This is a genomic window from Massilia sp. NBRC 108631 (assembly GCF_059704565.1).
The window spans coordinates 25901-47577 of the sequence record NZ_BAAKJE010000077.1 but is presented as its reverse complement, the minus strand read 5'-3'; the positions used below and the strand labels follow the sequence as shown (position 1 = coordinate 47577).

Annotated in this window: 17 protein-coding genes; 16 read left to right on the top strand and 1 reads right to left on the bottom strand. The window is 66.8% G+C overall.

Annotated features, from left to right (window positions below; all coding sequences use genetic code 11):
• The 16 genes from AC6H42_RS10115 to AC6H42_RS10040 all read left to right on the top strand — a co-directional run.
• Positions 1-1186: hybrid sensor histidine kinase/response regulator (locus tag AC6H42_RS10115; protein ID WP_497547946.1), on the top strand; the 1186-nt coding region annotated here is incomplete at its 5' end.
• A 256-nt stretch (positions 1187-1442) separates the two neighbouring features.
• Positions 1443-3128 carry a glycosyl hydrolase family 18 protein gene (locus tag AC6H42_RS10110; RefSeq protein WP_497547945.1) on the top strand — a complete coding sequence of 562 codons (1686 nt, stop codon included), beginning with the start codon at positions 1443-1445 and terminating at the stop codon, positions 3126-3128.
• Between the two features lie 19 nt (positions 3129-3147).
• Positions 3148-4167 (top strand): cupin-like domain-containing protein, encoded by a 1020-nt coding sequence (locus tag AC6H42_RS10105; protein WP_497547944.1) that lies wholly within the window; start codon positions 3148-3150, stop codon positions 4165-4167.
• A 19-nt stretch (positions 4168-4186) separates the two neighbouring features.
• Positions 4187-6508 carry a chitinase C-terminal domain-containing protein gene (locus AC6H42_RS10100; protein WP_497547943.1) on the top strand — a complete coding sequence of 774 codons (2322 nt, stop codon included), beginning with the start codon at positions 4187-4189 and terminating at the stop codon, positions 6506-6508.
• A 93-nt stretch (positions 6509-6601) separates the two neighbouring features.
• On the top strand, positions 6602-8020 hold the full coding sequence (locus AC6H42_RS10095) for a glycoside hydrolase family 19 protein (protein WP_497547942.1): 1419 nt from the start codon (positions 6602-6604) through the stop codon (positions 8018-8020).
• A gap of 186 nt (positions 8021-8206) precedes the next feature.
• Positions 8207-9451 (top strand): efflux RND transporter periplasmic adaptor subunit, encoded by a 1245-nt coding sequence (locus tag AC6H42_RS10090; protein WP_057155276.1) that lies wholly within the window; start codon positions 8207-8209, stop codon positions 9449-9451.
• A gap of 9 nt (positions 9452-9460) precedes the next feature.
• Positions 9461-10126 carry an ABC transporter ATP-binding protein gene (locus tag AC6H42_RS10085; RefSeq protein WP_497547941.1) on the top strand — a complete coding sequence of 222 codons (666 nt, stop codon included), beginning with the start codon at positions 9461-9463 and terminating at the stop codon, positions 10124-10126.
• A 9-nt stretch (positions 10127-10135) separates the two neighbouring features.
• On the top strand, positions 10136-11374 hold the full coding sequence (locus AC6H42_RS10080) for an ABC transporter permease (protein ID WP_497547940.1): 1239 nt from the start codon (positions 10136-10138) through the stop codon (positions 11372-11374).
• Positions 11374-12588 (top strand): ABC transporter permease, encoded by a 1215-nt coding sequence (locus tag AC6H42_RS10075; RefSeq protein WP_057155272.1) that lies wholly within the window; start codon positions 11374-11376, stop codon positions 12586-12588. The genes AC6H42_RS10080 and AC6H42_RS10075 overlap by 1 nt, the downstream gene beginning before the upstream one ends.
• Before the next feature lie 36 nt (positions 12589-12624).
• Positions 12625-14058, top strand: coding sequence for a sigma-54-dependent transcriptional regulator (locus tag AC6H42_RS10070; protein ID WP_057155270.1), 1434 nt, complete (start codon positions 12625-12627; stop codon positions 14056-14058).
• 49 nt (positions 14059-14107) lie between these two features.
• Entirely contained in the window at positions 14108-15550 is a 1443-nt protein-coding gene (locus tag AC6H42_RS10065; RefSeq protein ID WP_057155268.1) for a sensor histidine kinase, read from the top strand.
• Between the two features lie 103 nt (positions 15551-15653).
• Positions 15654-16451 carry a hypothetical protein gene (locus AC6H42_RS10060; RefSeq protein ID WP_497547939.1) on the top strand — a complete coding sequence of 266 codons (798 nt, stop codon included), beginning with the start codon at positions 15654-15656 and terminating at the stop codon, positions 16449-16451.
• Positions 16452-16522: 71 nt separating this feature from the next.
• Entirely contained in the window at positions 16523-17935 is a 1413-nt protein-coding gene (locus AC6H42_RS10055; protein WP_057155264.1) for an L-cystine transporter, read from the top strand.
• Between the two features lie 71 nt (positions 17936-18006).
• Positions 18007-18768, top strand: coding sequence for a histidine phosphatase family protein (locus AC6H42_RS10050; protein ID WP_057155262.1), 762 nt, complete (start codon positions 18007-18009; stop codon positions 18766-18768).
• 5 nt (positions 18769-18773) lie between these two features.
• Positions 18774-19706 carry an NAD(P)H-hydrate dehydratase gene (locus AC6H42_RS10045; protein WP_497547938.1) on the top strand — a complete coding sequence of 311 codons (933 nt, stop codon included), beginning with the start codon at positions 18774-18776 and terminating at the stop codon, positions 19704-19706.
• A 138-nt stretch (positions 19707-19844) separates the two neighbouring features.
• Entirely contained in the window at positions 19845-20162 is a 318-nt protein-coding gene (locus AC6H42_RS10040; RefSeq protein ID WP_497547937.1) for a hypothetical protein, read from the top strand.
• Positions 20163-20242: 80 nt separating this feature from the next.
• Here the strand turns inward: AC6H42_RS10040 and AC6H42_RS10035 are convergent, their stop codons facing one another.
• Positions 20243-21655, bottom strand: coding sequence for an OmpP1/FadL family transporter (locus tag AC6H42_RS10035; protein WP_497547936.1), 1413 nt, complete (start codon positions 21653-21655; stop codon positions 20243-20245).
• Between the last annotated feature and the right edge of the window lie 22 nt (positions 21656-21677).

Below are 21677 nucleotides of genomic sequence, written 5' to 3'. Positions count from 1 at the left end.
GCGCGCCCCCGGCACGGCGCCACCGGAGGCGGCGCGGCAAGCGGCGGGAACTGCGGCTGCAGCGCCACAGCCCACGCTGCTGGTGGTGGACGATACGCCGGAAAACCTGCGCCTGATCGCCGACCTGTTCGAAGGCCAGTACCGTGTGCGCGTGGCGCACAACGGTCCCAAGGCGCTGGCCATGTGCACGTCCGACAATCCGCCCGACCTGGTGCTGCTGGACGTGATGATGCCGGGCATGGACGGCTTCGAAGTGGCGCAGCGCCTGCGGGAGCATCCGGCCAGCGCCCACATCCCCATCATCTTCGTCACCGCCCTCACCGACGAGGCGGCACGGCGGCGCGGCCTGACGCTGGGCGCGGTCGACTTCGTCAGCAAGCCGGTGGACCCGGACATCCTGCAACTACGCGTGCACAACTTCATGCGCTACATCGCCGTGCACTTGCAACGGCAGGCCGAGTACGACGCGCTGCTGGAGACGGCCCGCCTGCGGGAAGACGTGGAACGCATGCTGCGGCACGACATCAAGGGACCGCTGGCCGGCGTGCTCGGCATGGCCCAGCAGCTGGCGCAGCAGCTCGACGGCGCGCCCGCATCGGCGTCGGCATCGGCCGCCAGCCCGGCGCACCAGGCGCAGCTCATCGCCGCCACAGCCCAACAGGCGCTGGACACCGTCAGGCTCTCGGCCGACCTGTTCATGATCGAGACCGGCACTTTCCAGCTGGTGGCGGAGCCGGTCGACCTGTCCGCATTGCTGCACAAGGTGGCGCATGCCACGGGCGCCGCCTGCGCGGGCAGCGGCGTATCCATCGCCGTGGACGCCCCGGCAAGTGCCGGGCATGCACATGCCGACGGCACGCTGTGCCAGGCCATCTTCCACAACCTGGTGAAGAACGCCTGCGAGGCTGCGGCAGCCGCGCCGGACGGGCAAGTGCGCATCACCCTGCACGACGCCATGCCGCTGACGGTCACGGTTGAAAACAGCGGCGCCGTACCGCCCGCCATAAGGGAACGCTTCTTCGAGCGCTACGCTTCCTATGGCAAAACCGGCGGCAGCGGCATCGGCACCTATTCGGCCAGGCTGCTCGCCGAAGCGCAAGGCGGGAGCATAGCCATGGCCACCGACGACGCCCAGAACCGCACCACTTTGACCGTGGCACTTCCGCGCGCTGCCATACCACTTTAAATCCAATACCAACTGGTACGCACGAAATAACAGAATGTCCCATTTGAGACATTCTGTTGCTGTGCTATGGCATTTCACCCTTTTAAGCGATGGCGGGGATGATCCGCTCTCTATTGCGAATCCACCACTGGTCTTAGATTGGCAGTAATTTTTAAAACCACTTGACTACCACTTTTCATGCTCGCATTCTGGTTCCTGGCTTAGCAACAAAAGCCGGAGACAAATCCAGAAATAATACCTAGACCAAGGAGCATGTATGGGAAGCGCGATCAAGGCGAATCACCTGCTGGCCGGCCTGCTGGGCGGCGTACTCGCCGCTTGCGGCGGCGACGGCAGCAACACTACAGCACAACCGCAGGCCATGCGCCTGCTCGCGATGGCGGCGGCGGACACCGGCTGCCCCGCCTGGGACGCCGGGGCGGTCTATACCGTGGGCATGTGCGTCACGCACAACGGCGCCACTTACAAGGCCAAATGGTGGACCCAGAATAATGTGCCGGGCACCGAGCAGTGGGGCCCATGGGAACTGCAGGCCAGCACGCCGACCCCGACCCCGACACCCACCCCTACGCCGACGCCCACCCCCACCCCCACCCCGACTCCGACTCCGACGCCAACGCCTACTCCCACCCCTACTCCCACCCCGAACGGCCGTGAAATCGGCTCCTACTTCGCGCAGTGGGGCGTGTACGGGCGCGGCTACGAAGTGGCCGACATCCACACCACCAAGACCCCGGTCAACGGCGTCCAGACCAGCATCGCCGACCAGCTCACCTTCATCAATTACGCTTTCGGCAACGTCTACCAGAAGAACGGCGGCTACGAGTGCGACATGGTGACGCGCGCCGAAACCGGCAACGAGAACCCCACCTCGCCTGCGGCCGGCACCGGCGGCGACGCCTATGCCGACTACCAGCGCCAGCCTGCCCGCACCGTCAACGGCCAGCCGGTGCCGTGGGACGCCCCGCTGTCCGGCAACTTCCTGCAACTGAAGCTGCTCAAGGCGCAGCATCCCAACCTGAAGGTGTTCATCTCGCTGGGCGGCTGGAGCTGGTCCAAGTTCTTCTCGGCAGCAGCCAAGACCGACGCTCTGCGCAAGCAGCTGGCCAAGTCCTGCGTGAAGATGTTCATCGCCGGCGACCTGCCGGTACAGGACGGACGCGGCGGTCCCGGCTCCGCCAAGGGCGTGTTCGACGGCATCGACATCGACTGGGAATACCCGGGCGGCGGCGGCCAGCCCTACAACACGGTCGACACGGTGAACGACAAGCACAACTTCACCTTGCTGATGGCCGAGTTCCGCGCCCAGCTTGACGCGCAAGGCGCCATCGACGGCAAGCGCTACCCGCTGACCGCCGCCGTGGGGGCCGGTGCGGACAAGATCGCGCAGACCGAACCCGCCCTGTACGGCCCGTACATGGACTGGATCAACCTGATGACCTATGACTTCCACGGCGCGTGGGAAAGTAGCACCAACTTCCACGCCGCGCTATACCACGATCCCGCCGATCCATCGACCGGCAACGTCGCCAAATACAACGCGCACGATGCCATCACTGCCCTGGTGGCGGCCGGCATGCCGAAGAATAAGATCCTGCTCGGCGTGCCGTTCTACGGACGCGGCTGGAAAGGCGTCACGGCGGGCCCGAACGGCAATGGCCTGTACCAGTCCGCTACCGGCGGTGCACCCGGCGCCTACGAGACCGGCATCGAGGACTACAAAGTGCTGATCGCCAAGGCAGGCCAGCGCTGGATGCACCCGGCCACCAAGCAGCTGTTCCTGTACACCGGCACCGGCGAATGGTGGAGCTACGACGACCCGGCCGTCATCGGCACCAAGATGAAGTACGTGCGGGACGAGGGCCTGCGCGGCGCCTTCTCCTGGGAGCTGGACGGCGACGCCAGCGGCGCCCTGACCAGCGAAGTGTGGAAAGGACGGTAAGCCCATGAAGACGCGCGCAATGACACGGGCAGTCGTCCGAACCGCCGGCATCAGCGATGAATGGAAATGCTGGATCGCCGAGAACCTCATCCTCGGCAGCCACCCGGACACGCTGGCCGGCATCCTGGTCAAGTCCGGCGTCATTGCGCGCGATGCGCACGCAGAGATCCAGGCCGCGCTGCGCAGCCCCTACCTGCAAGGCGTACAGCGCCTGCACAACCGTCTCGCCAAGCGCGACTGGGTGTTGGGCATCCAGTCGCAGCTGAACCGCCTGGCGTCCGAGGCCGCGCAGATCCCGCGCCGCGAGCGCCTGTCGACGGAGGACTTCCTGCACCAGCACTACAGCCTCAACCGGCCCGTCATCATCACCGGCATGCTGGACGGCAGCGTTGCGCGCGCTGAGTGGACACTGGACACGCTGGGCGAACGCTTCGCGGACCGCGAGGTGGAAGTACAGTTCGGCCGCAATGCGGATCCGGACTACGAAATGAACAGCCTCGCGCACAAGCGTCGCATGCCTTTCGGCGAGTACGCGGCGCTGGTACGCAGTAGCGGCGTGACCAACGACTTCTACATGACGGCCAACAACGACACGCAGAACCGCCAGGCGCTGCACGAACTGTGGGCCGACGTCCCCGCCTTGCCCGACTACCTGACAGGCGAGCGTGCGGGATTTTTCTGGCTGGGTCCGGCGGGCACCATCACCCCCTTCCATCACGATCTGACCAACAACTTCATGGTGCAGATCTCGGGCCGCAAACGCGTACGCCTGATCGCGCCGTGCGATACGCCCCGGCTGTACAACCAGCGGCACTGTTTCACGCCGGTGGACGGCCGCGCCATCGACCTGCAGCGTTTCCCGGCCATGGCCTGCGTGCCGGTGCTGGACTGCGTGCTGGCGCCGGGCGAGATCCTGTTCCTGCCGGTGGGCTGGTGGCACTTCGTGGAGGCGTTGGACGTCTCCATCACCGTCTCAGCCACCAACTTCCGCTGGGACAACGACTTCTACAGCAACTACCCACAACATCACGATTTCTAAATCGACAATCGGAGACACAATGAAAACCAATATGCTGATGCTCATGCTGCTGAGCGGCGCCCTTGCGGCCTGCGGCGGCGCGGGCGACACCACCACCACCCCCACCGCAAAAAAACTCGCCGGCGCCACTGCCGGCGTTGCCGCCGCAGCGTGCGACGAATGGGCGGCCGCCAGCGTGTACACCGCCGGCGCCTGCGTCACCTATCAAGGCAAGACCTACAACGCGAAATGGTGGACCCAGAACAACGTGCCCGGCGCCGAACAGTGGGGCCCATGGGAGCTGCAGGCAACCACGCCGACGCCCACGCCTACCCCGACGCCCACGCCAACGCCAACGCCCACACCCACACCGACGCCGACGCCGACACCGGTTGCCTGCCGCCCCGACGGCCTCGCCTCGCCGGTCACCAACGTACCCTACTGCAGCGTCTACGATGCCAACGGCCGCGAGAAGCTGGCCAATGGCCTGAACCGCCGCATCGTCGGCTACTTCACCAGTTGGCGTACGGGCGGGGGCGGCACGCCGTCCTACCTGGTCAACAACATCCCTTGGGACAAGATCACCCACGTCAACTACGCCTTCGCGGCGGTGGACAGCGCCAACAAGGTGCAGATCGGCAGCGGCCCCGCCAACCCGGACACCGGCCTGACCTGGCCCGGCAACCCGGCAGCCGCGATGGATCCGGCACTGCCCTACAAAGGCCACTTCAACCTGCTCGCGCAGTACAAGAAGAAGCACCCTGGCGTGAAGATCATGCTGTCCGTGGGTGGCTGGGCGGGCAGCGGCGGCTTCTACACCGCCACCACCAACGCCGACGGTACGCTGAACAGTGCAGGCATCAACACCCTGGCCGATTCCATGGTCGCCTTCCTGCGCCAGTACACCTTCTTCGACGGCATCGACATCGACTACGAGCACCCCACCACCAATAACGAAGCCGGTAACCCGCTCGACTTCGGCGCATCGAAACCGCGCCTGGCTGGCCTGATGAAGAGCTACAACGTGCTGCTCAAGACCGTGCGCGAAAAGCTCGACAACGCCGCCGTGGCGGACCAGAAGTACTACATGCTCACCATCGCCGGCTCCGCCTCCGCGTGGATACTGCGCGGCGAGGAAAACCTGTCCGGCCTGAAGTACCTGGACTATGCCAGCCTGATGTCGTATGACCTGCACGGCGGCTGGAACCAGTACGTCGGCCCCAACGCCGCCCTGTTCGACGACGGCAACGACGCCGAACTCAAGGCCGGCAACGCCTACCAGTACGGCGGCATCGGCTACCTGAACGTGGACTGGGCCTACCGCTACTACCGTGGTGCGCTGCAGGCCGGCCGCATCAATATCGGCGTGCCCTACTACACGCGCGGCTGGAAGGACGTCACCGGCGGCAGCAGCGGCCTGTGGGGCACCAGTCCGCTGGTCAGCAACACGGTCACCTGCGCGGGCGTGAAAACCTGCGGCAGCGGCGCCACCGGCATCGACAATGTCTGGCATGACCTGGACAGCAACGGCCAGCCGGTGCCCGGCGGCGGCAACCCGCTGTGGCACGCGCTCAACCTGCAGAACGCCATCGTGCCGGACTACCTGGGCGCCTACGGCGTGACCGAGAAAACGCTGACCGGCACCTACGTGCCGAACTACAGCGCCACCATGGCCGCGCCATGGCTGTGGAACGCCACCCGCAAGGTGTTCCTGTCCACCGAGACGGCGCAGTCGATGGCCGCCAAGACCCAGTACGTCATCGACAACAACATCGGCGGCATCATGATCTGGGAGCTGGCGGGCGACTACGCGTGGGACGCCACCAAGCGCGGCGGCCAGGGCGAGTACTTCATGGGCTACACGCTGACCACCAATATCTACAACGCCTTCAAGGCAGCGGGCCCATACGGCGCTGCGCGCGCCGAATCGGTGATTCCGGCCAGCAGCGCCAAGGTGAGCATCGAACTGGGCGGCTGGAAGCTGGGTGACAGCAACTACCCGATCAATCCAGTGATGACAGTGACGAACAACAGCACCGCCACCATCCCGGGCGGCTCGGTGGTGGAGTTCGACTATCCGGTGTCGGCCCCGGCCAGCATGAGCGACCAGTCGGGCTACGGGCTGGCCGTGATCAAGGCCGGCTACACGGGGCCGAACAATATCGGCGGTTTCAAGTCCAACTTCAACCGCGCCAAGTTCACCATACCGGCATGGCAGTCGCTGGCGCCGGGAGCGTCCGTATCGCTCACCCTGAACTACACGCTGCCGATTTCCGGGCCATCCGCCTACACCATCACCGTCAACGGCGTGCGCTACGCGCTGGCTGACGAATATCCGGACCTGCCGGTGGTCCTCAAGTAAGCCTGCGGCGGCTCATGGCGGGTTACGGCCTCCGGCCTGATCCGCCTGCGCGCCCAACGCCGTCCCGTACGGCATCACAACAACGGAGACACCATGCCCATCCGATTTTACGCGCCGCTGCTTGCCGCCCTGCTCGCGGCCTGCGGCGGCAGCGACACCGCGTCACAAACCGGCGCCGCCCGGCGCCTGCTGGCCGGCACCGCCTCGACCTCAGCCGCGGCCGCATCCTGCCCCACCTGGTCGACCACCCAGGTTTACACCGCCGGCATGTGCGCCATCCACCTTGGCAAGCAATACGAAGCCAAATGGTGGACCCAAAGTAGCGCCCCCAGCACGGCCGACACCTACGGTCCCTGGAAATACATCGCCGAGGCCACCGACCCGGGGCCGGATCCCGGCCCCGGCACGCCGCCCGGCGGCATCCCCACGAAAGCCCAGGCCGAAGCACGCGAAGCCGAACTCACCAACAACGACTTCTTCCGCAAGGTGAAAGCCAGCATCCGCACGCTGGACAACCCCGCCGTGGAAGCGGTCACGCCCGGCGCCGCCGCGAACCCGGTCAACGTCAAGCGCGTCGAGCGCCTGCTGTCGTCCGCCAGGTGGGACTTCTACTTCGGCATGCGCGAGCCAAGCTACACCTACCGCCGATTCCTGCAGGCGGTGGCCAAGTTCCCCGCCGTCTGCGATGACTACACCGACAGCCGCAACGCCGACAACATCTGCCGCCGCACGCTGGCCACCATGTTCGCCCACTTCGCCCAGGAAACCGGCGACCATAACGCCAGCATCCCGCTGCCGCAGTGGCGCCAGGGCCTGAAGTACTTGCGCGAGATGGGCTGCGACGAAACCGGCACCGGCTGCGGCTACAACACAGAATGCGCCGACCCGGTGTTCAACTCGGTCTGGACCTGCGGCAAAAACGCCGATGGCAGCTACAAGAAGTATTTCGGACGCGGCGCCAAGCAGCTCTCCTACAACTACAACTACGGCCCCTTCTCGCAGGTAATGCACGACGGCGACCAGTCCGTGCTGCTGAAGGACCCGGACCTGGTGGCATCGACCTGGCTCAACCTCGCTTCCGCGACCTTCTTTTTCGTCTACCCGCAGCCGCCCAAGCCGTCCATGCTGCACGTGATCGACGGCACCTGGATACCGAATGCGGCCGACGCGGCGGCGGGCGCCGGCAACAACTTCGCCACCACCATCATGATCATCAACGCCGAATGCGGCACCGGCACGGAGAAGGCGGCGGCGCAGAACCGCATCGACTACTACCAGCAGTTCGCGGCGGACCTGGGCTGGAACACGGCGGGCGAGCAGCTCTCCTGCGCCACCATGCAGCGCTTCGGCCCATCCAGTTCCGCCGCCTACAGCATCTATTGGGAAAAGAACTGGAACAGCGGCGGCGACTACCAGTGCCAACTGGTGAGCTACCAGACCCCGTACAGCGCCCTCATTCCCGGCAACTATGCCAGGTGCGTGGAGAAAAACTGGAACGTGGTGCTGAACTAAAGCCGCAAGGGACTGCCCGGTTCCGGGCAGTCCTGCCCTGTGGCGGGCAATCGTCCCGGCCGTAGCGCCGCGCCCGGCACGCCCGCAGCGCATCCAAGCCCTTGATATCACGGCAAAAAACCACCCGCACGCGGTCCTGGCACAGGCCTTGCAACAGGAGCAGCATCTCTTGCAACGCGCACCGCCATGGACACTGCCCTCGATCCCCGCATCATCAACCGCCGCCGGCGCCGCACGCTGGCCGCCGGCATCGGCGCCCTCGTGCTGGTGTGCGCAGCCGCGTGGGGGATCAACCGCGCGGCCAGTCCCGGCGTGAGCAGGAACGACATCAGCGTGGCCGAGATCCGGCGCGGCAGCATCGCCAGCACCGTCAGCGCCTCCGGCATTGTGGTGCCCGAGCACGAGGAACTGGTGCCCAGCCCGATCCAGAGCCGCGTGGCCAAGGTGCACGCCAAGCTGGGACAGCAGGTCGCGGCGCATGAACTGCTGCTGGAACTGGACGACCGCAGCGTGCGCCTTGCCATCGACGCCATCCAGGAGCAGATCGCGCAGCAGGACAACCGCATCCTCGGCCTGACGCTGGAGATGGACCAGAAGCGCAAACAGTATGCCAGCGCCATCGAGCTGCTGGAGCTGGACCTGCAAAGCACGCGCGCCAAGCGCGAGCGCTACGCCACCCTGCGCAAGGTTGGCGCGGTGTCCGGCGAGGACATGCTGACGGCGGAGCTGAACGTGCAGCGCATCGAGGTGCAGCTGCGCCAGCAGAAGGAACTGATCGAAGACAACCGCCGCAGCACCGCCAGCGGCATCGAAGGCGCGCGGCTGCAGAAGTCCATCCTGCAAAAGCAGCTGGACCAGCAGCAGATCCTGCTGGCGCAAACCCGGGTGCGGGCGCCCTTCGCCGGCATGCTGACTTCCCTCGCGGCCGAGGAAGGTGCGGCGGTCGCCGTCGGCCAGCTGGTGGCCAAGGTGTCCGACCTGGCCAACTACCGCGTGGAAGCCACGCTGTCGGACTTCCACACGCGCCTGCTCAGTCCCGGCCAGGCGGTGCGCGTGGAGCAAGGCAAGCAGCTGCTGGCGGGGCGCGTGCATACCATTCTGCCGGAAATCCAGAACGGCAGCGTCAAGCTGCTGGTGGCGCTCGAACAGCCCAGCCACCCGCTGCTGCGCAACAAGCTGCGCGTGGACGTGAACATCGTCATCGAACAGAAGGCCAACGTGCTGGTGGCCGACAGCGGACCTGCCTTCAACGGCAAGGGGCGCCAGGCCGTGTTCGTGCTGCGCGGCGGCGTCGCGCGCAAGACCATGCTCGACATCGGCGCCGGCGACGGCAAGGCGGTGGAGATCGCCGGCGGCGCCCAGCTTGGCGAGCGCGTCATCATCTCCGACACCAGCCGCTACCAGGAACACGACAGCATCCGCGTCGAATAAGGGAAGACCATGATCCAGCTTGAAAAAGTAAGCAAGACCTACCAGACCGATAAGGTGGAAACCCTGGCGCTGAAGGACATCGACCTGCATGTGAAGGAAGCCGAATTCGTTTGCATCATGGGTCCCAGCGGCTGCGGCAAGAGCACCCTGCTCAATCTTATCGGCCTGCTGGACCGGCCCGGCTCGGGCACCATCCGCGTCGGCGGCGCGCCGGTGAAGTCCTACCGCGACAAGGAAGTGGCGCGGCTGCGCAACCGCACCTTCGGCTTCATCTTCCAGAGCTTCCACCTGATTGCCGACCTGCGCGTGATCGACAACGTGGAACTGCCGCTGCTCTACCGCAGCGGCGTCACGGCGGCCGAGCGCAAGCGCCTGGCGCGCGAGGCGCTGGAGAAGGTGGGCCTGGGCGCGCGCATGGAACACTACCCCAATCAACTGTCCGGCGGCCAGCAGCAGCGCGTGGCGATCGCGCGCGCCATTGTGGGCCGCCCGCAAGTGCTGCTGGCCGACGAGCCGACCGGCAACCTGGATAGCAAGATGGGGGCCGAGGTCATGGACATCCTGCTCAAGCTGAACGCCGAAGGCACCACGGTGGTGATGGTGACGCACGACGAAACCGAAGCGCGGCGCGCCAATCGCATCGTGCGCGTGTTCGACGGCCAGCTGGTGGCGTAAGGGGACGGCATGCTACGCAACTATCTGCTTACCGCCTTCAAGGTGTTGATGCGGCGCAAACTGTTCACCGCCATCAACCTGGCCTGCATCGTGCTCACGCTGGTGGTGCTGCTGGTGGTAACCGCGCTGCTGCAGAACGCCTTCCAGCCCAGCGGCGTGGAAGGCCGCAGCGGACGCTATCTGCAAGTGCACAAGATCGAGGCGCGCGGCCCCGACAACCAGCAGAGGAGCCGCAGCCCGCTGGGCTTCAAGCTGATCGAACAATCGCTCAAGCCGATCAAATCGGCGCAGCTGGTGTCGGCCGTCACGAGCCCGGAAACGGTGTCGGTCTACCAGGGTGAGCGCGTCAGCGAACTGCTGCTGCGCCGCACCGATGCCGAGTACTGGCAGATCCTGGACTTCACGCTGCTGGCCGGGCGCGTGCTGCACGAGGACGACATGGCGCAGGGCCGCATGGTGGCTGTCATCAACGCGGCCACCGCGCGCAAGCTGTTCCCCGGCGTGTCGGCCCTGGGCCAGCCGCTCAGCACTGGCGGCCAGCTGTTCAAGGTCATCGGCGTGGTGCAGGACGAGCTGCACTTGAACGCCTTCTCCGATATCTGGGTACCGCACACCACCTACGCGTCCACGGAGTACCGCAACCAGCAGTTCGGCAATTTCACCGCGCTGCTGATGGCGCACGACCAGGCCGGCCTGCCACTGATCAAGCAGGACGTGATGCGCGCAGCGCGCAACTTCCAGTTCGACGACCCCAAGGCGTGGGCTACCGCGCACTTCTGGGCCGACAGCAAGCTGGAGCTGTTCTCGCGCATGCTCACGCAAAGCGAAAGCGAGGACTCCGGCGCCACCACTGTGCTGGCGGTGATCGCCGTGCTGATGCTGCTGTTCATGCTGCTGCCCGCGCTCAACCTGGTGAACCTGAACATGGGCCGCATCATGGAGCGCAGCGGCGAGATCGGCGTGCGCAAGGCCTTCGGCGCCACCAGCGCCCAGCTGGCCGGCCAGCTGCTGCTGGAGAATGTACTGCTGTGCCTCGCCGGCGGCGGATTGAGCCTGCTGTGCACCTGGGGCTTGCTGGCCTGGCTGGAAGCGTCCGCCATCATTCCCTACCTGAAAGTGCAGCTCAACCTCACCGTGTTCGGCTACGGCCTGCTGGTCACCACCGTGTTCGGCCTGCTGTCCGGCGTGGTGCCGGCCTGGAAAATGTCCCGCCTCGATCCTGTCCATGCCCTGAAGGGAACCGCCTGATGCTGCGCCATCTGCTGAAACTGATCTGGAAGCGCAAGTCGCGCAACCTGATGCTGACGCTGGAAATCCTGCTGGCCTTCGTGCTGGTGTTCGCCATTGCCGCTTTCGGTGCGCGCAGCTGGCAGCTGTACCGGATGCCGCTCGGCTACCAGCCAGGCAACGTGTGGTCGGTGACGATCAAGACCAGCAGGGACACGCCGCCGATGAAAGGGGATGCCCAGCTGCGCGACCATTTCAGGCGCACGCTGGCCGCGCTGCCGCAAGTGGAGGACGTCGCCTTCAGCAATTTCTCCCCGTTTCAGCACGCCAACATGAGCAGCACCTTCCGCCTGCCGCCGGATGCGCGCGCCGTTCGCGTCGGCATGATGGAAACCAGCGACGCTTTCTTTCCCGTGCTCGGCATGCAGGCGCTGGCCGGCGCGTGGTACTCGGCTGCCGACGACGGGCTGGCCGACACGCCGGTCGTGATCAACCGCCTGTTCGCCGAACAGCTGGCGCCCGGGCCGGACGCTGCCGGGCGCGCCGTCGGCAAGATATACATGAGCAGCGAATACTCCGGCACTCCCAGCCGCTACGTGGTGCGGGCAGTGGTGGAAGACTTCCGCCAGCAGGGCGAGTTCTCCACGCCGCGCCCCTACATGCTGCTGCGCTTCGGCCCGGACGCCACCATGCACGGTGCGCAGACCATCCTGCTGCGCATGAAAGCCGGCACCCCGCGCAGCTTCGAGGCGGTGTTGCAGGCGCAGCTGAAAGGCATGCGCCCCGGCTGGGAGTTCGCCATCTCGCCGCTGGACGATTTGCGCAGCGCCATGCACAAGGTGGACATGGCGCCGCTGCTGGTGCTGTCGGTGGTGGCGGCCTTCCTGCTGCTGATGGTGGCCTTCGGCCTGTTCGGCGTGCTGTGGCAGAACACCACGCGGCGCATCCCGGAGATCGGCCTGCGGCGCGCCATCGGCGCCAGCGCCGGCGACATCTACCGCCAGATCATCGCCGAACAGTTCTTGCTCAGCAGCGTGGCCATGCTGGCCGGACTGGCGTTGCTGGTGCAATTGCCGCTGACCGGCGCGTTGGGCGCGGGCCTGAACTGGCAGGTTTTTTTCGCGGCGGCGGGGCTGGCGATGCTCATTATCTATCTGCTATCCTTGCTTTGCTCGGTGTATCCTGGCTGGCGCGCCAGCCGCCTCAGCCCGACCGAAGCGCTGCACTACGAGTAGACCAACCGTAACGGACAACCAGCTTCAATGGCCCCAATGGAATCATCCCGCAAGCCCCGCATCCTCATCGTCGATGACGACAGTGCCGTCCTGGTATCGCTGGCCTTGCTGCTCAAGCAGTCCGGCATGGCGCCGCACAGCTGCGACGAGCCGCGCCGCGCGCTGGCACTGCTGGCGGCCGAACCCTTCGACCTGGTGCTGCAGGACATGAACTTCTCGCTGCAGACCAGTGGCGAGGAGGGCCTGGAACTGCTGGGCCGCATCCGCCAGCAGTATCCCGACCTGCCGGTGCTGTTGATGACCGCCTGGGGTTCGATCGCGCTGGCCGTGAAAGGCATGCAGGCGGGCGCGGCCAACTTCTTCACCAAGCCCTGGGACAACGCGCAACTGGTGGCGCTGATCCGCGCCACTTTGGACAGCCATGCCGGCAATGCGCCGCCGCCCTCGGCCGCCCCCACGCGCGCCGCGCTGGACCGGCATTTCGACTTTCGCGGCATCGTCGGCGAGCACCCTGCCCTGCTCAAGCTGCTGGCCACCGTGGGCCAGGTGGCGGCCACGCGCGCGCCGGTGCTGATCCTGGGCGAAAGCGGCAGCGGCAAGGAGCTGATCGCCGACGCCATCCACCGCAACAGCCCGCGCGCCGCGCACGCCGCCGTGAAGATCAATATGGGCGCCATCACCCCTTCGCTGTTCGAGAGCGAGATGTTCGGCCACGTGCGCGGCGCCTTCACCGACGCCAAGACCGGCCGCAAGGGCCATGTGGCGGCGGCGCACGGCAGCACCCTGTTCATGGACGAAATCGGCGAACTGAACCGCGCCGACCAGGTCAAGCTGCTGCGCGTGCTGCAGGACCAGCGCTACCTGCCGGTGGGCGCCAGCCGCAGCGAGCAGGCCGACATCCGCGTGGTGTCCGCCACCAACCGCGAACTGGCCGAGCAAGTGGCCGCCGGCGACTTCCGCGAAGACCTGTACTACCGCCTCAACCTGATCACCCTGCGCCTGCCGCCGCTGCGCGAGCGCCGCAGCGATGTACCGCTGCTGGCGCGCCATATCGCGGCCGAGGTGGCGGCCAGCTACGGGCTGGCCGAGATCGGCCTGGCGCAGTCCGCGCTGGACTGGCTCAGCGCCCAGCCATGGCCGGGCAATATCCGCCAGCTCAAGCAGACGCTGGAACGCACCATACTGCTGTCCGGCAAGCGCCAGCTGGCGCAGGCCGACTTCCTCGATGCCGAGCAGCGCGACACGGCCACCGGGCGCGGCCCGGGCCTGGGCGTCGATGGCATGACGCTGGAGCAGGTGGAGCGCCACATGATAGAAAAGGCGATGCAGCAGCATCAGGGCAATATCTCGCGCGTATCCAAGGCGCTGGGGCTGAGCCGCAATGCGCTGTACCGCCGCCTGGAGCGGCACGGCATGGGCGGCGCACCCGGCGACGGCGCAGCGCAGCTGCCGGGCCAGGAGCGCGCGTGAGCGGCCATCCGAGCGCGCACGCCGGTGCGCACGGTATGAAAGCGCCGGCATGCTAAGCCTGCGGCGCCGCCTGCAGCTCTACCTGGCGGCGCTGCACGCACTGCTGCTGGCTGCGGTGCTGCTGCATTACCGCAGCCAGCCGCTGCTGTTTATCGGCCTGGAAGCGCTGCTGCTGGCCAGCTGGCTGCTGGGCCTGCGCCTGATCCGCCAGGCGCTCGAGCCGCTGGACTACACGCAGCGCTTCCAGGGCCTGCTGCAGGACCAGGACTATGCGGCGCGCCTGCGCACGCAGCCCGGCGGGCGAGAAGAAAAAGGCGAGCTGGGCGAACTGGTCGGCCTGTTCAACAGCATGCTGGACGCGCTGTACCAGGAGCGCCTGCGCCTGGGCGAGCAACGCGGCTTTCTGGACCGCCTGCTGGAGGCAACCCCCAGTGCCGTGGTCGTATTCGACTTCGACGGCCATATCAGCCTGATCAACCCCAGCGCCGGCGCCTTGCTCGGCCTGGACGCCCCGCTCGGCAAGCCATTGCGCGCCTGGCTGGACGGCGGCGCCGATGCCACCAGCGCTGCGGCTACCGGCAGCGCCGCTGTCGCCGCCACCTCAGCCGCGCGGGCGCGGGCGCGCAGCCTGCTGGAGCAGCTCGACGCGCTGCCGCTCGGCGCGAGCCGCCTGCTGAGCGATGCCGACGGGCGGCGCTACCGGGGCCAGCGCGGTCACTTCCATGACCGCGGCTTTGCGCGCCAGTTCCTGCTGATCGATGAGCTGACCGCCGAACTGGCCGACTCCGAACACGCCACCTACGACAAGATGATACGGGTGCTGGGCCACGAAGTGAACAACACCGTGGCCGCCACCGGCTCGGTGCTTGAGTCGCTGCTGTACTACCGCAGCCAGCTGGCCGAGCGCGACGCCGACGACTTCAGCACCGCCATCGTGGCCGTCAAGCGCCGCAACGTGCGGCTGGGCGAGTTCATCGAGCGCTTCACGCGCGTGGTAAAAATGCCTGCGCCCGAACTGCGGCCGGCCGCCATTGGCGCCATCCTGGACGACATCGTAAGCCTGTACCGCGAGCCGTGCCGCAGCCGCGGCATCGAGCTGGCCTGGATACGGCGCGACCAGGTGCCGGCGCTGCCGATGGACAGCCAGCTGATGGAGCAGGCGCTGCTCAACCTGGTGAAGAACGCCATGGAGGCGGTGGCAGCAGCCATGCAGGAACACGGCCTGCCAGACGGCCACGTGCACCTGTCGCTGGCAGCGGAAGACGGCAGGGGCGGCGCCGGCGCGCGCCTGAGCATCATCGACTCGGGCGACCGCCTCGGCGGCGTGCCCGCCAGCCAGCTGTTTACGCCCTTCTTCACCACCAAGAAGGGCGGCCAGGGCATAGGCCTGCTGTTCGCGCGCGAAGTGCTGAACCGGCACGGCTACGCGCACAAGCTGGCCGCCACCGGCCAGGGCGAAACCAGCTTCGATATCTGGCTCACACCGTCCTGACGCCCGTCACGCAAACTTTTTTTGGGAAAGTGACAATGCGTGCATTTTGCGCGCCCCTGTTTATTTTATCCTTGCGGCAATTCTGTTAAATATTCCATTTGCAATGCCAAACTCCGTCGACCAGGCCGCAGCTGGCCTGCCTTCACGCTACCGCGTCATCGCGCGCGGCGCCAAGCCGGGACAAGACGCCATGCAAGTCGCGGCGCGCCTGGCCGCGCTGTTCCAGCGCAGCGTGCAGCAGATGCACACCCTGCTGGCGGCGCCGTCCGCCATCGTGAAAAAGGGCATCGACCTGGACAGCGCACAGCAGTTCACCCGGGCGCTGGAGCAGTGCGGCTGCGCCTGCCATATCGAAGCCGAGGCGCCGGACTTCAGCGCCCTGCCCCTGAAGCGCTTCGCCAGCCCCGGCATCGGCATCGTGCTGAACGCGCCGCAGGGCTGGTGCGACAATGTGGACGGCCATGTGTACCAGCTGTTCGACATTGCCAGCGGCAGCCACCTGGCCGCCATCGGCGTGGCCAACACCAGCCTGACCGTGCACGACTGGAACGAACTGCGCCTGCGCAAGGTGGCCGAGGAAATGCCGTGGCTGAGCCAGGTCAAGCGTCCCTACCGCCTGGAAGGCGAGAACTGGGGCATGCGGGTGCAGGGCGTGGCCACCGAATACCAGGGTGCGTTGCCGGGCGTGGACGACGTCAGCCACTATATGGTACTCAGCCTGTGGACGCGGCAGGCGCTGGTCTGCCTGACCATCCACGCGCCGGCCACCGCCTTCAAGGCGCAAGAGGCGCTGTTCCGCTGGCTGCTGCAAACCCAGCTCAGCGTGCAGGAGCAGCCGCCCGGCCCGGTGCGCGACGACGCCATGGCGCGCTGGCTCAAGTACAACAAGGTAGAGGTCTGACACCGGCGTAGGAATTGCCTTAAAATGGCCCGGCAACTGTTTATCCACCACCACAAGTCCAGGGCCGGCGAATGGCATTCAATGTAATTTTCAATCTCGCGGCAGCGCTGGCGCTGCTTGCCTTCATGTATCGCCAGCAGAGCCGCCACGCCAGCTTCACCGTGCGCGTATTTACCGGCCTCGGCCTGGGTGTGCTGCTGGGCGCCGCCCTCCAGGCCATCTACGGCGCCGGCCATCCGGAACTGAAGACCACCACGGAGTACCTGGACATCGTCGGCACCGGCTATGTCAAGCTGCTGCAGATGATCATCATGCCGCTGATCATGGTCTCCATCATCGGCGCCATACTCAAGCTCAAGAACGCCTCCTCGCTGGGCAAGATCAGTGCGCTGACCATCGGCACCCTGATTGCCACCACCATCGTGGCCGCCGGCATCGGCATCCTGATGGCCAAGCTGTTCAACCTGAGCGCGGTGGGGCTGACCGCCAACGCGGCCGAGGCGGCGCGCGGCGCCTACCTGCAGGGCAAACTGGGCGACGCCCAGGCCATTTCGCTGCCCAGCATGCTGATCAGCTTTATCCCCGCCAATCCCTTCCTCGACCTGACCGGTGCGCGCAAGACCTCCACCATCGCGGTGGTCATTTTCGCCATCTTCGTCGGCGTCTCGGCCATCGGCATCCACGACAAGAAGCCGGAACTGTTCGCCTCCTTCGACCACTTCATCAAGGTGGCGCACGCCATCGTGATGCGCATGGTGACCCTGGTGCTGCGCCTGACGCCGTACGGCGTGTTCGCGCTGATGGCCGGGCTGGTGGCCGTGTCCAGCTATGCGGACATCCTCAACCTGATCGGCTTCGTGCTGGCCTCGTACAGCGCGCTGATCCTGATGTTCTGCGTGCACCTGGCGCTGGTGGCGGCGGCCGGCCTGCACCCGCTGCGCTACGTGCAGAAGATTTTCCCGGTGCTGGCCTTCGCCTTCACCTCGCGCACCAGCGCCGGCTCCATCCCGATGAGCGTGCAGACCCAGACGCGCCGCCTCGGCACGCCGGAAGGCATCGCCAACTTCGCCGCCTCCTTCGGCGCCACCATAGGCCAGAACGGCTGCGCCGGCATCTACCCGGCCATGCTGGCGGTGATGATCGCCCCCACCGTGGGCATCGACCCGTTTACGGCCGGCTTCATCGTGCCCTTGCTGGCCATCATCGCGGTCGGGTCGGTAGGCGTGGCCGGGGTGGGCGGCGGCGCCACGTTCGCCGCCCTGATCGTGCTATCGTCGATGAACCTGCCGGTGGCGCTGGCCGGGCTGCTGATTTCCATCGAGCCGCTGATCGACATGGGCCGCACCGCGCTCAACGTGAGCGGCTCCATCATGGCCGGCACCCTCACCAGCCGCGCGCTGGGCGAAACCGATATGGCCGTGTTCAACGCCGACGCCGAGCTGGGCGAGGACGGCGAAACGGAACAGGAAAGTAAAGCAGCCTAAGCATCCTCGCGACACACTTTTGTAAATTCGACTAGCATGGGCCGGACTTCTTCTCGAATGGAGCAGCCGGCATGGAACAAAAGTGGCCCCAGCAACTGTGGCTCGTGCGGCATGGCCAGAGCGCGGGCAACGTGGCGCGCGAGGCGGCCGAGGCGGCCTCGCAGTTTTTGATCGATATCGCCCACCGCGACGTCGACGTGCCCCTGTCCGAGCTGGGTGAACGCCAGGCGCGCGCGTTGGCGGCCTGGTTCGGCGCCCTGCCCGCCGCGCAGCAGCCCGACGTGGTGCTGCATTCCCCTTATGTGCGCGCGGCCGGCACCGCCGCCGCCGTCATCGAACAGCTGGGCCGCGAGCGCCTGACGGTGATTGCCGACGAGCGCCTGCGCGAGAAGGAGTTCGGCATCCTGGACCGGCTCACGCCGCTGGGCATTGCCGACAAATTCCCCGAACTGGCCGAGCAGCGCAAGCACGTGGGCAAGTTCTATTTCCGCCCGCCGGGCGGCGAAAGCTGGTGCGACGTGATCCTGCGCCTGCGCAGCGTGCTCGACACCATCACCCGCGAGTACCGGGGCGACCGCGTGCTCATCGTCGGCCACCAGGTCATCGTCAACTGCTTCCGCTACCTGCTGGAGCGCATGGACGAGTCCGAAATCCTGGCGGTGGACCGCGAGGCCGACGTGCCCAACTGCGGCGTCACCTCATATGTCTTCGATCCGGCGGCCGGCAAGCGCGGCAAGCTGGTGCTACAGGGCGCCAACTTCGTGGCGCCGCTGGAACAGACCGGCACGCCGGTCACCGCCAAGCCGGACATGCCGGCCGCTCCCAAATCCTGACCGCCATGCCCAGCAACAAGACCTACGCCATCGATATCAGCCTGCGCACCTTGCGCGAATGGCCGCTGCCGCTGCCCAACTTCGACAGCGACAAGGAATTGCGCGGCCACGTGCTGGTGGTGGCCGGCTCGCGCGAAATGCCGGGTGCGGCCCTGCTGGCGGCCACGGCGGCGCTGCGCGCGGGCGCCGGCAAGCTGACCCTGGCCACGGCCGCCAGCACCGCGCCGCACGTGGCGGCCGCGTTGCCGGAAGCGCGCGTGATCGCGCTGGCGGAAACGGCCGGCGGCGGCTTTTCCATCGAGGCCGCGCGCAAGCTGGGCGAACTGGCCCCCAAGGTCGATGCGCTGCTGGTCGGACCCGGCATGCAGGACGAGGCCGCCAGCACGGAGCTGGTGCGCGCCTTGCTGCCGCGCTTCGCGGGCTGCAAGATCATCCTCGATGCGGGAGCCATGGAGCTGCTGCGCCCGCCGGCCGAACCGCACTTGCTGGCCGAGCCGGTGGACAGCGAGCACTTCCGCTTCGACGAGGCGGTGCTGCTGACGCCGCACGCAGGCGAACTGGCCCACCTGTGCGGGCAATCCCGGCAGGCGGTGCAGGCCGAGCCGCACGGCATGGCGCTGCGCTACGCGGCACGCTGGAACGCGGTGGTGGCGCTGAAGGGGCCGCTGACCGTGATCGCCGCCCCCGGCGGCGAGCTGTGGGAACACGAGGGCGGCAACATCGGCCTGGCCATCTCGGGCTCGGGCGACGCGCTGGCCGGCATCATTGCCGGCCTGGCAGCGCGCGGCTGCGCACTGGAACAGGCGGCCGCATGGGGCGTGGCGCTGCACGCAGCGGCCGGCGACCAGCTGGCGCTGCGCTATGGCACGCTGGGCTACTTGGCGCGCGAAATCTCGGCCGAAGTGCCGGCGCTGCTGCGCACGCTGGCGCCGGCCTGAAAACGCAAGCGACGAGCGGAACCTTCGCACCGCAAAGGACTCTAATAGCCGGCAAACAACAAGCAGGCAAACGATAGGACTTATTCTGGCGAGCATTTCCATAGGCAAGTTGACTTACTCACCGTGAAAGGAAAGATCATGAAAGCACTAAGCACCACGCTGCTGTTGAGCGCAGTACTCGCCACCGCCACCCTGGCGGGCTGCAAGGACCGCGCCGCCGACACCGGTACCAGCACCGGCGCCACCGACACTACCGCGCCGGCCACGCCGGCCACCACCACCCCGCCGGCCGCCACGCCCACGCCAACTCCGGCGCCCGACACCACCACGCCGGCACCGGCCACGCCGACCGATCCAAGCGCTACGCCAACCACGCCGCCATCCAGCGGCACGTCCGGCACCTCGGGCACCACCGGCAGCGGCACCAACAAGGATACGCAGCCGCCCAAGCAATAAGCACAACAACAAAGCAGGCTGCCCTCGCGGGACAGCCTGCCTCTTTGCGCCCCACGGGGCCGGGCACCGGTTAAAACTGCTTAGTACCGGTAGTTGAACGCCACGCCCAGCAGTTGCAAACGGGTCTGGTAGGTGCCGCGCGTGGTTTCACCGTTACCGGTGCAAGCAGCCGTCAGCGGCGAGCAGTTGTTGCGGTAGTCGGCATGGGCATCCTTGAAGTGCAGGTAGCTGTAGGCCAGGTCGATCGACGCACGCGGCGACAGCGTGTAGTTGGCGCCGAAGGACAACTGGTTGCGGTCGCTGTCCGGCAGTGCCGGATGACGCAGCTGGTCGCCGTTTACCGGCGTCTGGTCGTGCGCGATGCCGCCGCGTAGGGTCAGCTTGTCGTCGAACTGATAGTTCGCGCCCAGCGACACGCGCACCGTGTTCTTCCACTGCTGGCGTATCACTTCGTCGCCCTCGTCCGTGCCGGGGAACTCGATGTGCAGGTCGCCCAGGCGCGAGTGGCGGGTCCAGGTCACGTCGCCCATGGCGGCCCAGCGCGCGTTGATCTGGTGGAAGCCGTTCAGCGACAGCGTTTCCGGCGTGCGCAGCGCCACCAGGGCCGCCGAATTTACCTTGCGCGAGCTGGCCGCCAGCACCTTGTTCACCACCTGGTCGCTTGTCACGCGGGAAAAGTCCCATACCGTCGAGCCCTTCAGCTTGTGCGAGATGGGCGAGCGGTAGGACATGCCGAAGCGGGTGTCCTGGTTCAGCTGGAACATATAGCCCAGGTTGAAACCGAAGCCCCAGTCCTTGCCGTCGTTCTCGCCACGGCCGTCCTTCACCGCCGCCAGCGCGGCCGGATTGCCGCCCAGCGCCACGATCTGGCGCACCAGCGCGGCGCTGTTGGGCGTGCCCGCCAGCGCGGCCACGGTGCCCGGCACGTCCACCGCCTGGCCCAGCTCGGCCTTCATGAACTCGGCGGTCGCACCGAAGCCGAAGGAATGCCGCTCATTCAGCTTGAACGAGGCGGACGGGTTCAGCGCGATGGCTTCCAGCTTGATATTGGTCAGCGCGTAACGGCCGTGCCAGTTGTCGCCGTAGTTCAGCTTGGTGCCGTAAGGCACGAACAGGCCCATGCCGGCGGTCCACTGGCTGTTGATCTGCTTGGTGTAGTACAGCGAAGGAGCCACCACGAAGTCCGGCGCGTACTCGTCGGTGGCGGCGCCGCCGGTGGCGGTGCCGGTGAAGCGCTTGGAGCCAGTGTCGGTGTAGGTCGAGTGCGGCACCACGGCGGTGGTGCCGGCGCTGAAGTGCTGGCCCGGCAGGCGGCTCATGCCGGCCGGATTGTAGAACAGCGTGCTGGCGTCGGCCGCTTCGGCCGCGTTGGCGTCGGCGGTGCCTTGCGCGGCCACGCTCTGGGAACCGAAACGGTAGCCGGAAGCGGCGGCGGAGGTGGACATGGCGGCCAGCGCGGCGGCCACGATCAGGGGCAGGTAGTCAGGTTTCAATGTCAGTCTCAAGGAGCAGTGC

Bases quoted from the DNA above. Each gene is read 5' to 3' on its own strand.
- AC6H42_RS10090 (WP_057155276.1), top strand. From the start codon at position 8,207: ATGGACACTGCCCTCGATCCCCGCATCATCAACCGCCGCCGGCGCCGC.
- AC6H42_RS10065 (WP_057155268.1), top strand. From the start codon at position 14,108: ATGCTAAGCCTGCGGCGCCGCCTGCAGCTCTACCTGGCGGCGCTGCAC.
- AC6H42_RS10085 (WP_497547941.1), top strand. From the start codon at position 9,461: ATGATCCAGCTTGAAAAAGTAAGCAAGACCTACCAGACCGATAAGGTG.
- AC6H42_RS10040 (WP_497547937.1), top strand. From the start codon at position 19,845: ATGAAAGCACTAAGCACCACGCTGCTGTTGAGCGCAGTACTCGCCACC.
- AC6H42_RS10080 (WP_497547940.1), top strand. From the start codon at position 10,136: ATGCTACGCAACTATCTGCTTACCGCCTTCAAGGTGTTGATGCGGCGC.
- AC6H42_RS10105 (WP_497547944.1), top strand. From the start codon at position 3,148: ATGACACGGGCAGTCGTCCGAACCGCCGGCATCAGCGATGAATGGAAA.
- AC6H42_RS10060 (WP_497547939.1), top strand. From the start codon at position 15,654: ATGCCAAACTCCGTCGACCAGGCCGCAGCTGGCCTGCCTTCACGCTAC.
- AC6H42_RS10070 (WP_057155270.1), top strand. From the start codon at position 12,625: ATGGAATCATCCCGCAAGCCCCGCATCCTCATCGTCGATGACGACAGT.
- AC6H42_RS10095 (WP_497547942.1), top strand. From the start codon at position 6,602: ATGCCCATCCGATTTTACGCGCCGCTGCTTGCCGCCCTGCTCGCGGCC.
- AC6H42_RS10075 (WP_057155272.1), top strand. From the start codon at position 11,374: ATGCTGCGCCATCTGCTGAAACTGATCTGGAAGCGCAAGTCGCGCAAC.
- AC6H42_RS10100 (WP_497547943.1), top strand. From the start codon at position 4,187: ATGAAAACCAATATGCTGATGCTCATGCTGCTGAGCGGCGCCCTTGCG.
- AC6H42_RS10055 (WP_057155264.1), top strand. From the start codon at position 16,523: ATGGCATTCAATGTAATTTTCAATCTCGCGGCAGCGCTGGCGCTGCTT.
- AC6H42_RS10050 (WP_057155262.1), top strand. From the start codon at position 18,007: ATGGAACAAAAGTGGCCCCAGCAACTGTGGCTCGTGCGGCATGGCCAG.
- AC6H42_RS10110 (WP_497547945.1), top strand. From the start codon at position 1,443: ATGGGAAGCGCGATCAAGGCGAATCACCTGCTGGCCGGCCTGCTGGGC.
- AC6H42_RS10045 (WP_497547938.1), top strand. From the start codon at position 18,774: ATGCCCAGCAACAAGACCTACGCCATCGATATCAGCCTGCGCACCTTG.